General features: G+C 65.4%; 10 protein-coding genes and 1 tRNA gene. 8 read left to right on the top strand and 3 right to left on the bottom strand.

Translation table 11 applies throughout. From position 1 onward, the window contains the following. Window positions 1–328: 328 nt before the first annotated feature. From JL100_RS23380 to JL100_RS23370, 3 genes are all read left to right on the top strand, one after another. Window positions 329–916, top strand: a complete 588-nt coding sequence (locus JL100_RS23380) for a GNAT family N-acetyltransferase (protein WP_202681930.1) — start codon at window positions 329–331, stop codon at window positions 914–916. A gap of 86 nt (window positions 917–1,002) precedes the next feature. Then, a tRNA-Gly gene (locus JL100_RS23375) sits at window positions 1,003–1,076 on the top strand. Window positions 1,077–2,123: 1,047 nt separating this feature from the next. Beyond that, the gene (locus tag JL100_RS23370) at window positions 2,124–3,839 is read left to right on the top strand and encodes a DUF262 domain-containing protein (protein ID WP_202681931.1); all 1,716 of its coding nucleotides are present in this window, start codon (window positions 2,124–2,126) and stop codon (window positions 3,837–3,839) included. A gap of 200 nt (window positions 3,840–4,039) precedes the next feature. On the opposite strand, the gene JL100_RS23365 is transcribed toward JL100_RS23370, so the two are convergent. Beyond that, a complete protein-coding gene (locus tag JL100_RS23365) occupies window positions 4,040–4,357 on the bottom strand; it encodes an EthD family reductase (protein WP_158046965.1) in 318 nt (105 codons plus the stop codon). A gap of 121 nt (window positions 4,358–4,478) precedes the next feature. Continuing rightward, a complete protein-coding gene (locus tag JL100_RS23360) occupies window positions 4,479–5,891 on the bottom strand; it encodes an alanine/glycine:cation symporter family protein (protein WP_202681932.1) in 1,413 nt (470 codons plus the stop codon). A gap of 166 nt (window positions 5,892–6,057) precedes the next feature. On the opposite strand from JL100_RS23360, the gene JL100_RS23355 reads away from it, so the two are divergent. Continuing rightward, window positions 6,058–7,677 (top strand): bifunctional metallophosphatase/5'-nucleotidase, encoded by a 1,620-nt coding sequence (locus tag JL100_RS23355; protein ID WP_202681933.1) that lies wholly within the window; start codon window positions 6,058–6,060, stop codon window positions 7,675–7,677. Window positions 7,678–7,680: 3 nt separating this feature from the next. Here JL100_RS23355 and JL100_RS23350 read toward each other — a convergent pair whose 3' ends face one another. Beyond that, on the bottom strand, window positions 7,681–10,578 hold the full coding sequence (locus JL100_RS23350; RefSeq protein WP_202681934.1) for a hybrid sensor histidine kinase/response regulator: 2,898 nt from the start codon (window positions 10,576–10,578) through the stop codon (window positions 7,681–7,683). Between the two features lie 117 nt (window positions 10,579–10,695). On the opposite strand from JL100_RS23350, the gene ehuB reads away from it, so the two are divergent. The 4 genes from ehuB (at window position 10,696) to JL100_RS23330 (ending at window position 14,701) form a co-directional block, all read left to right on the top strand. Then, window positions 10,696–11,577, top strand: a complete 882-nt coding sequence (gene ehuB, locus JL100_RS23345; protein WP_228420860.1) for an ectoine/hydroxyectoine ABC transporter substrate-binding protein EhuB — start codon at window positions 10,696–10,698, stop codon at window positions 11,575–11,577. Between the two features lie 129 nt (window positions 11,578–11,706). Further along, a complete protein-coding gene (locus tag JL100_RS23340; RefSeq protein ID WP_202681936.1) occupies window positions 11,707–12,873 on the top strand; it encodes an MlaE family ABC transporter permease in 1,167 nt (388 codons plus the stop codon). A gap of 52 nt (window positions 12,874–12,925) precedes the next feature. Then, window positions 12,926–13,684: an ABC transporter ATP-binding protein gene (locus JL100_RS23335; protein ID WP_323378296.1), complete on the top strand. Its 759-nt coding sequence runs from the start codon at window positions 12,926–12,928 to the stop codon at window positions 13,682–13,684. Window positions 13,685–13,714: 30 nt separating this feature from the next. Beyond that, window positions 13,715–14,701, top strand: a complete 987-nt coding sequence (locus tag JL100_RS23330; RefSeq protein WP_202681938.1) for an MlaD family protein — start codon at window positions 13,715–13,717, stop codon at window positions 14,699–14,701. The last annotated feature ends 2 nt before the right edge of the window (window positions 14,702–14,703 follow it).

The raw sequence follows: 14,703 nt of genomic DNA, 5'->3' as shown, positions 1-14,703 counted from the left end.
TCATGGATGTGGCGTACCGATCACGCCGGTTTGATCGATGTAGGGCCATGATGTCCCATGACGAATTTCCTGCTTTAACCGGAAGGGGTGGGGTGTTATATCCAGCGTCCATTGAAACTGTATGGGTAACCCCAGCCCCATGTCGCCCCAGCACGCCCTACGACGACGAAGGACGCCGGCTTGCACTGTCGCAAGCGAAGCAGTCCTCACGCCGCGTGCTGATGCCCATGGGATGACAGGCTGAACCCCTGAGTTTCCCTCCCCGGCATCGGCGGCACGGCGTCACAGCCTCTCTGCCCACTTCCTGCCGCCGGGATCACAAGCCTCAATGAACATTGCGATCGAGCAGCCGCATCACGCCGCCGCCATCGACACCCTGCTGGACCTCTCCTTCGGCCCCGAACGGGCCGGCAAGACCGTTTACCGCCTGCGCGAAGGCGTCGATCCCGTCCCCGGCCTGTCGCTGGTGGCGCTGGAGGACGATGCCGTCGTGGGCACCATCCGCTACTGGCCCGTCCTGATCGGCGGCGTCACGCCGACCATCCTGCTCGGCCCCATCGCGATCGCGCCGCACATGCGCAGCGGCGGCCTGGGCGCCCAGATGATCCGGCAGAGCCTGAACCGGGCCTCGGCCGCCGGCTGGCGCAGCGTCGTCCTGGTCGGCGACGCGCCCTACTATGGCCGCTTCGGCTTCACCCGGGACCTGACGCTCGCCATGAGCCTGCCCGGCCCGGTGGACCTGGATCGCTTCCTGGCGCTGGAGCTGGTGGAAGGCTCGCTCGCCGGCGTCTCCGGCCTGCTGACCCGCTGGCCCGCCGAGCCCGAGCCGATGCTGGCCCCCGAGATCGCCGCCCGCCAGGGTGCTGGCGCGCCGGCCTATGCCCGGGAGTGGCGGCTGCTGAACGCGCCGGCGTGAGGGCACGGGGCTGTGCAAGGTCCTGTACGAGGGAGCGAATCGCCGCCTTGAATCGGGGGCGGCGATGCCCTATAAACAGGGGCGACGCGGGTGTAGCTCAATGGTAGAGCAGAAGCTTCCCAAGCTTACGACGAGGGTTCGATTCCCTTCACCCGCTCCAAGTTCCCTACCACGTTCAGCGCTTATCCTATACATTTTACCGGTTTTGCCGTGGCAATCTGTGACAATCGAGGCTGTCACAGGAAGAGCGATGGCGAGCATCTGGAACCGCGGCCCGCACCGGTTCTGCGCTGGCGTGAGGCGCAACGGCATCTCCCAACCAAGACCTTCTAGACCAGGACTGCAGCCGAAGAATTGGCGCGCACCCGTGAGGCCACAATCACTGACGACGAACTTCAGGATCGGCTATTCGTCTGTGACATCACTCTATCACAATCTTGCGAGTAGATGGCGAAGCCCCTTCCCAACAACTCCGACGCCAAGAACAAGCTCTCCGGGCTGAGCTAGCGGCAGAGCACCGAGTTTTGCTTCCTGGTCGTTGCCGCACAGTATTATCCCCAACAACTCGTAACGGACGGGGTTCGGCCCAGTGCCCCGGAAGACCGGGACCGTCGGCACATCGTAGGAGAGTAGTGGCATCTGATGAATGCCTGTAGCATGTTATCGCGATCTTGACTCCGGTCGGCGGTGGTCAGTGCCGTGGTGACGTGCATGAGACAGTCCGAGCCGGCAGGACTGACCGGGGAACGCGTGAGGTTGGACGTGGAACACCCCTACGCCGACTTGCTCAAGATCAAAATTGATTGCGTAAGGCGGGTTTCTCCCTCACGCTGCGCAAGGCGTTGCATTCTGCATACTGAAGCCGCAGAAGTCGGGGCAGGTGCTTGCCGTCAAAGTCGGCAGGGGCGTCGCCCGCGCGTTGCGCGATACCGTCACCAAAAAGCATTTTCAGGGACTCCGCTAGCACAATTTCAGGCAGGAGGAGACTTGTCGCCTTTTCGAGCGCACGAACGTGTTTAACCACGAGGTTATGGCGATGACCGGCCACCCCCGTTCCAGAACTACTAGCGCGTTACCCGACCCTCCGTAGGGGTTGATTAGAATGTTTGTTTTAGGAATGAAAAGTTGAAGAAATTGCGCTAGCATTTCAAAAAAGTTGCTTTAACCTCTGGAGAATTAGTCGTTTTTGCTCCGCCTGGGGGGGGATATGAAGATCGAAGCGAGCGATACTGAAATTCTAAAACTTTTAAAAAGTGGATTTCTAACCATACCGCGGTTCCAGCGGCCATATTCGTGGGCAGAAGACCAACTAAGGGAGTTCTGGGCAGATATTCAGGAATCCGAGCAGGGAAACTACTTCATAGGATCCATGGTTATTTATAAAGATGGTATTGAGTCGTTTGGTGTTGTTGATGGCCAGCAAAGGTTGACAACGGTTACGATACTTTTGTGCGTCGTTCGCGATATTTTGAGAAGGCTAGGCGCTAATGACTTGGCTCAGGGTGTTCACAATTATGTTGAGACAACTGATAGGAAGAACGTCAAGAGTTTTGTTTTGAAGACGGAGACATCGTTTCCTTTTCTTCAGGATAAAATACAGAGATTTGGAGACTCTGAGCTCGATATTGAGCCCGGCGAGGAGGAGAATAAGCTGAAGTCTGCTTATGAATTTTTTTTGAAGGAAGTTAATTCAGCTGTTGTTAAAGCAGGAAATGGTCTTCTATACGAAAAAGAGCGACTTGATAAGTCGATAGAATATTTGGCAAACCTCCGAGATGTCGTCCTTCAGCTAAAAATTATCAAGGTTGAAATGGAGAATGAGGACGATGCTTACGTAATCTTCGAGACACTGAATGCTCGTGGGAGAGATCTTCAGCTAATTGATCTTATGAAGAACGTTTTTGGCGGGATGATTGTTAAGAACGGTGACGTAGATGTATTTAAAGAAAAATGGAAGGGCATCACGGATAACTTAAGGCTTGCTGGTGTTGCCCAGAAGCCAGACGCATTTTTTGTGCACTCATGGGCTTCACGATATTCTTCCGTAACAAAGCAGAAAGCATACAAGTCAGTGAAGGATAAGTTGAAGGCTGACTCTGTAGCGAACGGGAACGAACGTGCCGTTGCATTATCACATTTGAACCATTTCCTTGAAGACTCGCGGCTATATACATGGATGAATGTGCCGGAAGATGTCATCCGCGAAAAGTACAAATGGGTTGTGAGAAACTCGTTAAGCTCATTGCGCATTTTTAATGTCGAGCAGCAATATCCATGCGTACTCTCGTTGATCCGAGCTTTTGATCGCAAGGTGATCGCATACAAGACGCTCCGCAAAGCATTGAAGACGATTGAAAATTTCCACTTCAAATTCAATGCTATAACATCATCGCGGTCGTCTGGAAGCATTGCAGCGATATATACGCGACATGCTAGACAATTATATAGGGCTAATACGACTACAACTGCAGCTCTGGTCATCCAGGAGTTGACCGTCGCCCTGAGGGAGCGACAGCCAAGTGAGGATGAATTCTGTGTTGGTTTCCGGAAGCTTTCTTACAATAGCAATAAGAAATCAAACTCTCTTCTGCAGTATGTTCTAAAGAGATTGTCTGATGCCGAAGCCCTCACCTACCCATTATACCAAGTGCCTACGATTGAACATATTCTTCCTCAGTCCCAAATTAAGGGTAACTGGACTCCAGATCTAATTCACAATATTGGAAATTTAATATTGCTTGGAGAAGCGCAGAATGCGCAAGTGGAGAATCTTGATTTCGATGCAAAGAAGCTTCTTTATCAACAGATGGCTGCGAGCATTCCAGCATCCGTGCTCGCCGCGCACGACTGGACACCGGACGATGTACGTACCCGCGCAACGAATCTCGCGATTTATGCTTACCGTGATGTTTGGCGGCTCTAGAGCGCCGTGCGCTAAGTCTGAAGCGTCCATGCTGGTGTCCCTGCATAGTTGGGCTACATCACGCTCCAAAGCGATCCAGAATTAACGCAATCCGCTCTAATGCCCTTTTGCCATAGGGTCCGGGGCACTGGGGAATCCCCGCAGCCCGACGCCGCGCCAGCTCCCCAGGACCACCGCTTCCGCCCCGCCCCGGCCGACCGCTACACGATTCGCCGCACCTCCACCGGGAACGCCACCACCCGCGACGTGTCCGCGAAGTTGGCGACATCGTCGAGCGCGGCCTTGCCCTCCGGCGAGGCGAAGCCGGCCTGTTGGGCGTCGGCGCTGTCGAAGGTCAGTTCGGCGATGCCGTCCACCGGCACGTTGCCTTCGGCGTCGGGCTGGACGTGCTTCTGGACATAGCCGCGCAGCCCGGGGATCTTCGCCGCGATCGGGCCGTGAACGTCGTGCCAGTAGGTCTGGTACTGCTCGGTGGTGGTGCCGGGCTTCCGGTAGAGCAGCAGGGCCAGCGTGAACATGGGTCGATTCCTCCCGGTTCGTGATTGGTTGTTATTGCCGTGTCCGCACGGTGGCGGCGGCGGCGATTCCTGTCAATCGGGACTAAAGCAGCATCGCCGCCTGATGCGGGGGCCGTACCACCTACCAGACCTCCGTCTTCAGGGCGCCCGGCATCAGGGCGTTGCCGCTGGCCTCGAACCGGGGCAATCCCCGTTCCTCCGACGCCTCGTAGTCGGCCAGGGTCGCGAAGGCCCATTTGGACAGCATCAGGATGGCTCCCAGGTTGACCAGCGCCATCAGCCCCATGGCGACGTCGGCCAGCGCCCAAACGGTCGGCAGCTCGCCGATCGAACCGCCCAGCACCGCCAGAACGGCGACGATCCGGAAGATGTTGAAGCTGCTGATCCGGGCGCCCAGGAAGGTCATGTTGCCGTCGGCATAGGCGTAGTTGCCGATGATCGAGGAGAAGGCGAACAGGAAGATCACGAAGGTCATGAACAGGCCGCCGGCCGTGCCGAACTCCTCCGCGATCACCGACTGGGTCAGGCTGGCGCCGGCCATCTCGGTGGCGCCGGTCACGTCGTACTGGTCCGACAGCAGGATGATGAAGGCGGTGGCCGAGCAGATGACGATGGTGTCCACGAAGACGCCCAGCGCCTGGATGAAGCCCTGGGTCGCCGGATGGGTCGTCGTCGCGGTGGCCGCCATGTTGGGGGCGCTTCCCATGCCCGCCTCGTTGGAGAACAGGCCCCGCTTGGCCCCGTTCATCAGCGCCACGGTCAGCCCGCCGAAGGCCCCGGCCGCCGCTTGGTCCAGCCCGAAGGCGGAGCGGACGATCAGCATGAACATGTCCGGGACGCGGTCGATGTGGATCACCAGGATCAGCAGCGCCAGCGCCACGTAGGCCAGCGCCATGACCGGCAGCATCCATTCCGCCACCCGGGCGACCGAGCGGATGCCGCCGAAGAAGATCGGCGCGCAGATCAGCGCCAGCGCCACCCCGGTCACCCAGGTCGGCACCCCGAAGCTCTCGCCCAGCACGTCGGCGATGGTGTTCGCCTGGACCGCGTTGAAGGCCAGCCCGAAGGTGAAGATCAGCAGCACCGCGAACACGATGCCCCAGGTCCGGGAACCCAGGCCGCGCTGGATGTAATAGGCAGGACCGCCGCGGAACGTGCCGTCCGGCTGCGGCACCTTGTAGAGCTGGGCCAGGGTCGCCTCGACGAAGGCGGTCGCCATGCCCACCAGGGCGACGCACCACATCCAGAACACCGCCCCCGGCCCGCCCAGGGTCAGCGCGATCGCGACGCCGGCGATGTTGCCGGTGCCGACCCGGCTCGCCATGCTGACGCAGAAGGCCTGGAACGGCGATATCCCGCCGCCCTCGCAGTGGCGGGAGCCGGACATGACGCCGAACAGGTGGCCGAACCGCCGGAACTGCAGGAACCTGGTCTTCACGGTGAAGTAGATCCCGGCGCCGATCAGCACATAGATCAGCACGTAGCCCCAGATCACGGTATTGAGTGCGCCGAGCACGGCATCGACACTTTCCATGGCAGGCCTTTCAGGTTTGGACTCGAATCAGCGTTGCGGTCGAAGCCCGCAGGGCGGTCGGGGAGGGTTCTTCTTGAAGACTGAACGCACGATCGTGCAAAAGGTTGGAGGCCGGCTTCGGGGCCGGGATACTCCAGAGGGATGTGCGACGATGGCGAGGGCGACGATGGCGACGAAAAACGCTCTGCTTGGAGCAGGGCTCCTGACCCTGTTCGGAACCGCGCTCTGGCCCGCGGCGGCCGGAGCCGCCGAATTCCAGCTGCGCATCCTGCACGTCAACGACGTTCATGCCCGCTACGACCAGGTGACTTCCTCCGGCGGGTTCTGCACGCCGAAGGACGAATCGGCCGCCAAGTGCGTCGGCGGCGCCGCCCGCCTGCAGACGAAGCTGGGGGAGCTGCGCGGCGACAATGCCCTGTTCCTCGATGCCGGCGACCAGTTCCAGGGAACCCTCTTCTATACTCATTTCAAGCACGGCGCGGTCCAGACGGTGCTGGGCATGCTGAACCCCGACGCCCAGACGCTCGGCAACCACGAGTTCGACGACGGCCCGGCGGGTCTGCGCCCCTACCTGGACGCGGTGTCCTGGCCGGTGCTGAGCGCCAACCTGGACAGCTCGCGCGAGCCCGGCCTGGAGGGCCGCTACAAGCCGTCCACCGTAGTGGAGAGGGGCGGGCAGCGGATCGGAATCATCGGCCTTACCACGTCCGATACCCCGATCACCTCCAGCCCCGGCCCCACCGTGGCGTTCCGCGACGAGGCCGCCGCCCTGGCGAAAGCGGTCGCCGACCTGAAGGCGCAAGGCGTGGACAAGATCATCGCGCTGACCCATGTCGGCTACGCCGAGGACCAGGCGCTGGCCGCGGCGGTGGATGGCGTGGACGTCTATGTCGGCGGGCACAGCCACAGCTTCCTGGAGACCGGCAACGACAAGGCCGCCGGCCCCTATCCGACCGTCGTCAAGACCCCGTCCGGCGTCCCGGCGCTGGTGGTCCAGGCGGGCGCCTACGGGACCCATCTCGGCCGGCTGGACGTCACCTTCGACGCATCCGGCGTGCCCACGGCCTGGACCGGCGGGCCGGTGGCCTTGGGAGCCGAGGTGGCTCAGGACCCCGCCGTGCGGGAGAAGGTCGCCGAACTGAACGTGCCGCTGGCCCAGCTCCGCAACCAGCCGGTCGGCGAGGCCGGCGTGGAACTGGTCGGCACCAGCGACGCCTGCCGGTTCGGCGAATGCAACCTGGGCAATCTGATCGCCGACGCGATGCTGTGGGCGACCCGCGACCAGGGGACCCGCATCGCGATCCAGAACGGCGGCGGCATCCGGACCGGCATCCCGGCCGGCCGGGTGACCATGGGCCAGGTGATCGAGGTGCTGCCCTTCTCCAACACCCTGGCGACATTCGAGATCGGCGGCGCCGACCTGCGCGCCAGCCTGGAGAGCGGGGTATCCAAGGCGCATGACAAGACCATGTCGGGCACCGGGCGTTTCCCGCAGGTCGCCGGCCTGCGCTATTCGCTCGATCCCGCCAAGCCGGAAGGGGCGCGCATCCAGTCGGTCGAGGTGCGCGAGCCGGACGGCGGCTTCCGCCCGCTCGACCCCGCGGCGACCTACAAGGTCGCGACCAACAATTTCGTGCGCGCGGGCGGCGACGGCTACGCCCTGTTCGCCAAGGCCGCCAATGCCTATGACTACGGCCCCAACCTGGAAATGGTGGTCGCCGAATACATCAAGGCGCATGGTCCGGTGACGCCGCGGGTGGAGGGACGCATCACCCGGACGCCGTGACGGTCAGTCCGCGGCGTCGCTGAGCAGCTTCTCCACCGCCAGGCTGAGCTGGTGCGAGGTGATCGGCTTGTGGGCGACGCTGAAGCCGTAGGCGGCGGCATCGTTCGCGCATTCCGGCCCGGTCTCGCCGGTCAGGATCACGCCGGGGATGTCGCTGCCGAACAAACCGCGGATCTTCAGGATCGCCTCGGTGCCGACCCGGCCGCCGCGCAGCCGGTAGTCGGCCACGATGATGTCGGGCCTGCGGTCGGATGTCCCGAGCCGCTCCAGCGCCTGATCCGTCGATCCGGCGGCCAGCACGTCGTAGCCCCAGTCCTTCAGGATGCTCTGGAGGCCCAGGAGGACGATCGCGTCGTCGTCCACCAGCACCGCGTAGCGCCGCCTGCCCGCCGGAGCGGCGGCGATGGCGGCGGCGGCGGGCGCCGGGGCGGCGGGGAGGGCGGCCGGGGTGGCGGGGAGGGCGGCCGGGGTGGCGGTCGGGGCTTCCACGGCGGCGCCGGCCGGCAGCTCGACGCTGAAGACCGAGCCCCGGCCCAGGGCCGACCGCACGTCCACCCGGTGGCCCAGCAGGCGGGCGAGGCGATCGACGATCGCCAGGCCGAGGCCGAGCCCCTGGTTCCGGTCGCGTTCCGGGTTGCCGACCTGGTGGAACTCCGTCCAGATGTCTTCCATATGGTCTGGCGGAATGCCCATGCCGGTGTCCTGGACCTCGATCCGGACCGTGTCGCCGGTCCGGCGGCAATCGATCCTGATCCGGCCGGCTTCGGTGTAATGGACGGCGTTCTCCAGCAGGTTGTTCAGGATGCGGCTGAGCAGGGTACGGTCGGTGCGCACGGTGCCGCCGCAGGCGTTGATCTCGAACGACAGGCCCTTGGCCGCGGCGACCTTCGCGTAGGCGCTTCCGACCTGGTCGAGCAGCGGGTCCAGCGGCACGTCCTCTATGGTCGGCTCGACCACGTCGGCGTCCAGCCGCGAGATGTCCAGCAGCCCGTCCAGCAGGACCTTGAGCGCGTCCAGGCCGCGCCGCAGGTGCAGCAGCTTGTCGGCCCCCTCCGGGTCGGCGATGTGGGCCTGCAGGCTGTCGGCGAACAGGAACAGCGACTGCATCGGCTGCCGCAGGTCGTGGCTGGCGGCGGCGAGGAACCTGCTCTTGGCCAGGTCGGCCTGCTCGGCGACGCCGCGGGCGCGCTCGGCCTCGTCGCGCGCGGCCTGGAGCGCCTCCTGCTGCAGTTTCTGGTCATGGATGTCGGTGGAGGTGCCGAACCATTTCACGATCTGCCCGGTCTCGTCCAACATCGGCAGGGCGCGGGCCAGATGCCACCGGAACATGCCGTCATGGCGGCGGAAGCGGTGCTCGTGCTCATAGACGCCGGGGGCGGCCTGGGCGTGCCGCCATGATTGCCGGGTGCTCTCGACATCGTCCGGGTGCAGGTTTTCGAGCCATCTCCAGCCGTCGGCGAAACTTTCCTCCCGGGCGCCCAGATAGGCCTTGAGCCGGCCGTTGACGTAATCGACTCCACCGTCCGGAGTCGCGGTCCAGACGATCTGGGGAATGCTCTCGGCCAGGAACCGGTAGCGGCGCTCGCTGTCGGCCAGCGCGTCCCGGGCGCGGCGGCCCTCGGTCACGTCCTGGAAATAGACGGCGATCCCGCCGTCGGGCAGGGGGAACGCCCGGACATAGAACCAGGCCCCCAGGGCCGGATAGAACTCCTCGAACTCCGCCGGGACCCGCTCCGTGGCGACGCGATGGTACTCGTGCCAGAAGGCGGTGGTGTCGGCGTCGGGCAGGACGTCCCACAGCAGGCGGCCGGTCACGTCGGCGCCCCCCGCGAGCAGGGCGCGGGCGCGGCTGTTGATGAAGATGATGCGCCAGCCCGGGTTGACCTCGAAGACCCCGTCGGTCGTGCTTTCCAGGATGGCCGCGGTGCGCTCGCTGGAGGCCTGGGCCAATTCCAGCTGGAGCAGGCGCCGCTCGGCGGCGCTGCGCTTCATCAGGGAGCGCGCCAGCAGCCAACCGATCCCGAACGCCAGCACGACCGCCAGGATGCCGCCGCCGACCACCGCCGACAGGGTCCGCTGGGCCGGCAGGTCGATCAGGGACGCCGGCATGCCGAGGGCTACCGTCCACCCGGTCAGGCCCGACACGGCGGAGGCGACGTACAGGTCCTCGTTCAGCGCGTTGGTCGCGTGGAACATCGGCAGCCCGCGCCGCAGCCCGTCCAGCAGGGTCGCGTCCGGCGGGCCGCCGATGCCGGGATCGCGCGGATCCTCCGACAGGGTGCGGGCGACCAGGCTGCCGTCCCTGTCCAGGACCGCGATCCGCCATCCCGGCGAAATCCCCTGTTCCCTCAAGGCCTGGTTGATCGTCCAGGCCCGCACATGGGCCGTGACCACGCGCTCGACCCCGCCGTCGCCGAACAGGGGAACGCTGACCGCGAAGACCGGCTCGTCGGCCCGCGCCGGATCGGCCAGCACGCCGCTGACGCGCGGCTCGCCGTAGCGGAAGACCGCCGCGATGTCCGCTTCCACCCCGTCGGGCTCGGCGTTCCGGGGCACTTCCAGGCCATCCCGGCGAACATCCGCCTCGGCGCTGCCGTCGCGCTGGGTGAGCCGGAGAGCCATCCAGTCCGGGCGCATGGCCAATATGCGCTCTGCCTGCACGGGAAAATCGGCGCGCCGGCGGTCCGCGGACAAGCCCGATATGGCCAGCGTCTCGAGGGTGATCCGGATGGTCGTCACGCGCTCGTCGACGGTGGCGCGCGCGGCCGCGGTGGCCTGATGCATGACCGCTTCCCAGGACCGTGTCTGCTGCCGGTCGAACAGGACCGTCATGGCTGCGGCGAAGAGGACGACGGGCAGCGCGGCCGCCAGCAGCATCGAGGGAAGTCGGACGCGCTTCATGGGTTGCGGCGGTTCCTGTCCTTCGTTGGTTAACATGGGTGATGGCGGCGCTATCAATGATGGCACTATGATAGACAAGTCAACCACCCTTGAATTGTATGAACTGCGGGGGCGATGATGGCGACCCATTGCCGACTCGGCGGGCCGATCGTGGCATTCCTGCTGATCCTGCTCGGTCCGATCCTGCCGATGGAATCGTCCCGGGCCGGGGAGGCCCTGGACCGGATCCTGGAAACCCGGACCGTCCGGATCGGCTACGCGCCGCTGCCGCCCCTCTCCTACCGTCTGCCGGACGGGCGCCTCACCGGCGAGGCGCCGGAGGTCGCCCGCCGGGTCTTCGCGCGGATGGGAGTGCGGGAAATCCGGGCGGTGGAGGTGGAGTTCGCCGCGCTGATCCGCGACCTGAAGGCCGGACGCTTCGACGTGATCGCATCCGGCATGTATGTCACGCCGGAGCGCTGCCGGCAGATCGCGTTCTCCTCGCCGACCTACCGCGCCGTCAATCATCTGGGCATGGAGCTGGCGGTGCGCGCAGGCAATCCCCGCGACATCCACGGCTACGACGATATCGCCAGGGACCCTTCGGTCCGGCTGGGCGTCGTGGCGGGTACGGTCGATCGATCCCAGGCCCAGGCGGCGGGGATCCGCGACAGCCAGCTCGTGATCTTCCCCAACGTGGCCGCCGCCGCGCGCGGGGTGGTAACCGGGAGGGTGGATGCGCTTGCGGCCGCCGCGCCCGCCGTCAGGGCGGCGGTGGAGCGCGAGCCGAAGATCCTGGAGGTGGCGCAGCCGTTCCGGCCGGCAGCCCGGCAGTCCGGGGTACCCGCCGAGCACGGCGCCTTCGGCTTCCGCAAGGAGGACGCCGACCTGGTCGAGGCCTTCAACCGGGAATTGCGGTCGTTCCTGGGCACGCCGGAGCATCTGGACGTGGTGGCGCGGTTCGGACTCTCCGCGGCTGAACTGCCCGAGGCGACCACGGCGGAACTCTGCGCCCGCTGACCTGGGCGGCGCCGTGGTATTTATCGGTTTCCGGGAACAAATCGGCGTTTGCCTCCTTCGTTCAGGTAACCGGACGAAACGGAAGACGCCCGGCTCCCGGCCCGCTGGCCCGAGTTCGGACGGAGTGCAATGACGGCGGTTATCAGGCAGGACAGGTCCCGGGGCGACGGCCGGGGCAACGAGGTTGAGTTGCGCCCCGGCGACGCCGGGCGCCTGGCCCTCGTGCTGTCCGGCGACTGGCGGATCGCCAACGGCCTTGCCGGGACATCCGACATCGAGTCGCTGCTGGGCGAGGGCCGGGTCCGCACGCTCGTCTGCGAGGACGGCGGCCTGCGGGGCTGGGACAGCGCCCTGGTCAGCTACCTGCTGAAGGTGCGGGACCTGTGCGCCGCCCGCGACGTCGGGTTCGACGCCGGGGCGCTGCCGCCGGGGGTCGTCCGGCTGATCGCGCTGGCCCGCGCGGTGCCGGTCAAGGCGGACGCGGCGCGCGGCGGCGCCGCCGCGACGCTGCCGGTCAGGGTCGGGCGCGCAGTGCTCGACAACCTGCGGGGCGCCGACCAGGCCGTCAGCTTCCTGGGGGAGATCATGCTGGGGCTCGGCCGGATGCTGGTCGGCCGCGCCCGCTTCCGCCGGGTCGATTTCCTCCAGGCGATCGAGGATGCCGGGGCGCAGGCGCTGCCCATCGTCACCATCGTCTCGCTGCTGGTCGGGCTGACCGTCGCCTTCGTCGGCGCGATCCAGCTCCAGCAGTTCGGCGCGGACATCTATGTCGCCAACCTGGTCGGCCTCGCCATGACCCGCGAGATGGCCGCCCTGATGACCGCCATCGTGCTGGCGGGACGGACCGGCGCCGCCTATGCCGCCCAGCTCGGCACGATGCAGGGCAACGAGGAGATCGACGCGCTGTCGACCATCGGCATCTCGCCGATCGACTTCCTGGTGCTGCCGCGGGTCCTGGCGCTGGCGCTGATGATGCCGCTGCTGTTCGTCTATTCCTGCTTCCTGGGCCTGCTGGGCGGCTACATCGTCGGCGTGGCCATGCTGGGCCTGTCGGGCAACGCCTACATCATCCAGACCATCGGCGCGCTCAGCATGACCGACTTCTGGGTCGGCTTCGTCAAGAGCATCGTGTTCGGCATGCTGGTGGCATATGCCGGGGCGTTGCGCGGCATGCAGGCCGGGCGCAGCGCCCAGGCAGTCGGCGTCGCCGCCACTTCGGCGGTGGTGACCTCGATCGTGTTCATCATCGTGGTCGACGCGGTCTTCGCCGTCATGACCAACCTGCTGGGAATCTGACATGGGCGATCCCGGATCTTCAGTGCCCAGGATCACCGTGCCAAAGGTAACGGTGCCGAGGATTACGGTCGAAGGGCTGACCATGGCCTTCGACGGCTTCGTCGTGCAGCGCGACGTCAGCTTCCAGGTGCCGACCGGCGACATCTTCGTGATCATGGGGGCCAGCGGCTGCGGCAAGAGCACGCTCCTGAAGCACATGATCGGCCTGGTCGAGCCGGCGGCCGGCGACATCCGCTACGACGGCGAGAGCTTCACCGCCGCCGACCAGGAGCGTCGGGCGGTGATGAGCCGGCGCTTCGGCGTGCTGTTCCAGAGCGGCGCGCTGTGGAGTTCCATGACGCTGGCCGAGAACGTCTCGGTGCCGCTGTCCCAGTACACCAAGCTGAAGCCCGCCGAGATCGGCGAGCTGGTGTCGCTGAAGCTGGCGCTGGTCGGGCTCGCCGGCTTCGAGGATTTCTACCCGTCGGAGATCAGCGGCGGCATGCGCAAGCGCGCCGGCCTCGCGCGGGCGATCGCCCTTGACCCCGACATCCTGTTCTTCGACGAGCCGTCGGCCGGGCTGGACCCGCTCAGCTCGCGCCGGCTGGACGACCTGATCCTGGAGCTGCGCGACAGCCTGGGTGCCACCGTCGTGATCGTCAGCCACGAACTGGCCAGCATCTTCGCCATCGCGAACAATTCCGTCTTCCTGGACGCGGAGAGCCGCACCGCCATCGACGGGGGCGATCCCCGGCACCTGCGGGAACACAGCCGCCACCGCTCGGTGCGGGACTTCCTGAGCCGCGGCGAGCTCGAGGAGGCCCAGCCATGAGGACGAAGCGTTTTCCGCCGGGAGATTTCCATGAATAGAAAGGCGAACCCACGCCTGATAGGCCTGTTCGTGCTCGGTGCCATCGCCCTGTTCGTCACCGCCCTGGTGGCGCTGGGCAGCGGCATCCTGAACCAGCGCCTGGCGCCGGCGGTGATCTATTTCGACGGATCGGTCAACGGGCTCTATGTCGGGGCGCCGGTCAATTTCCGCGGCGTCCGGGTCGGCTCGGTGACCCGGGTGGACCTGGTGATCGACAGCCAGGATCTGACCGCCCGCATCCCGACCTATATCGAGTTCGACCGGGACCGGATGAAATGGGCGGGACTGCCCGACGGCGAGCAGCCGGACATCAGCTACGAAGCCATGGTCGAGCGGGGATTGCGCGCACAGCTCGTCTTCCAGAGCTACGTGACCCAGCAGCTGATGGTCGAGCTGGACCTGCTGCCCGGCAGCCCGGCCAATCTTGTCGGCGGCGATGCCGACGTGGCGGAGATCCCGGCGATCCCGTCCACCCTGGACGTGGTCCGGCGCAACATCGAGCAGTTGCCGATCCAGGACATGGTCGCGACGGCGATGAACACCCTGACCAACGTGGACAAGCTGCTGTCCTCGCCCGAAATCGGCGAGGCCCTCGCGGCCATGGCCGGCGGCATGCGCGAGTTCGAGACCACCATGGCGGCGGCCCGCAGCACCTTCACCACGGGGTCCGACACCCTGGCCCGGGTGCAACAGGACCTCCAGGCCACCATGGCCGAGCTCCAGGGGCTGGTCGGCACCGCCAACCGGGAGTTCGGGCCGCTGGTCACGTCCCTGCGCACCACGTCGGAGAGCGTCGAGCAGGCGGTTTCCCAGGCGCAGACGATGCTGGGCAACACCAACGAGCTGGTTTCCCGCAACTCGCCTGTCCGCTCCGACCTGGAGACGTCGATGCGCAACCTTGCGGTGGCGTCCCGCTCGCTGCGCGGGTTCGCCGAGACGCTGGAACGCAATCCCAACGCCCTGCTGCTGGGGAGATAGAC

Source organism: Skermanella mucosa (assembly GCF_016765655.2).
GTDB classification, from domain to species: domain Bacteria; phylum Pseudomonadota; class Alphaproteobacteria; order Azospirillales; family Azospirillaceae; genus Skermanella; species Skermanella mucosa.
This window is presented reverse-complemented; position numbering and strand designations above follow the sequence as displayed.

Coding starts and splice junctions, on each gene's coding strand:
- JL100_RS23360 (WP_202681932.1), bottom strand. CDS start 5,891: ATGGAAAGTGTCGATGCCGTGCTCGGCGCACTCAATACCGTGATCTGG.
- JL100_RS23350 (WP_202681934.1), bottom strand. CDS start 10,578: ATGAAGCGCGTCCGACTTCCCTCGATGCTGCTGGCGGCCGCGCTGCCC.
- ehuB (WP_228420860.1), top strand. CDS start 10,696: ATGGCGACCCATTGCCGACTCGGCGGGCCGATCGTGGCATTCCTGCTG.
- JL100_RS23380 (WP_202681930.1), top strand. CDS start 329: ATGAACATTGCGATCGAGCAGCCGCATCACGCCGCCGCCATCGACACC.
- JL100_RS23355 (WP_202681933.1), top strand. CDS start 6,058: ATGGCGACGAAAAACGCTCTGCTTGGAGCAGGGCTCCTGACCCTGTTC.
- JL100_RS23370 (WP_202681931.1), top strand. CDS start 2,124: ATGAAGATCGAAGCGAGCGATACTGAAATTCTAAAACTTTTAAAAAGT.
- JL100_RS23340 (WP_202681936.1), top strand. CDS start 11,707: ATGACGGCGGTTATCAGGCAGGACAGGTCCCGGGGCGACGGCCGGGGC.
- JL100_RS23365 (WP_158046965.1), bottom strand. CDS start 4,357: ATGTTCACGCTGGCCCTGCTGCTCTACCGGAAGCCCGGCACCACCACC.
- JL100_RS23330 (WP_202681938.1), top strand. CDS start 13,715: ATGAATAGAAAGGCGAACCCACGCCTGATAGGCCTGTTCGTGCTCGGT.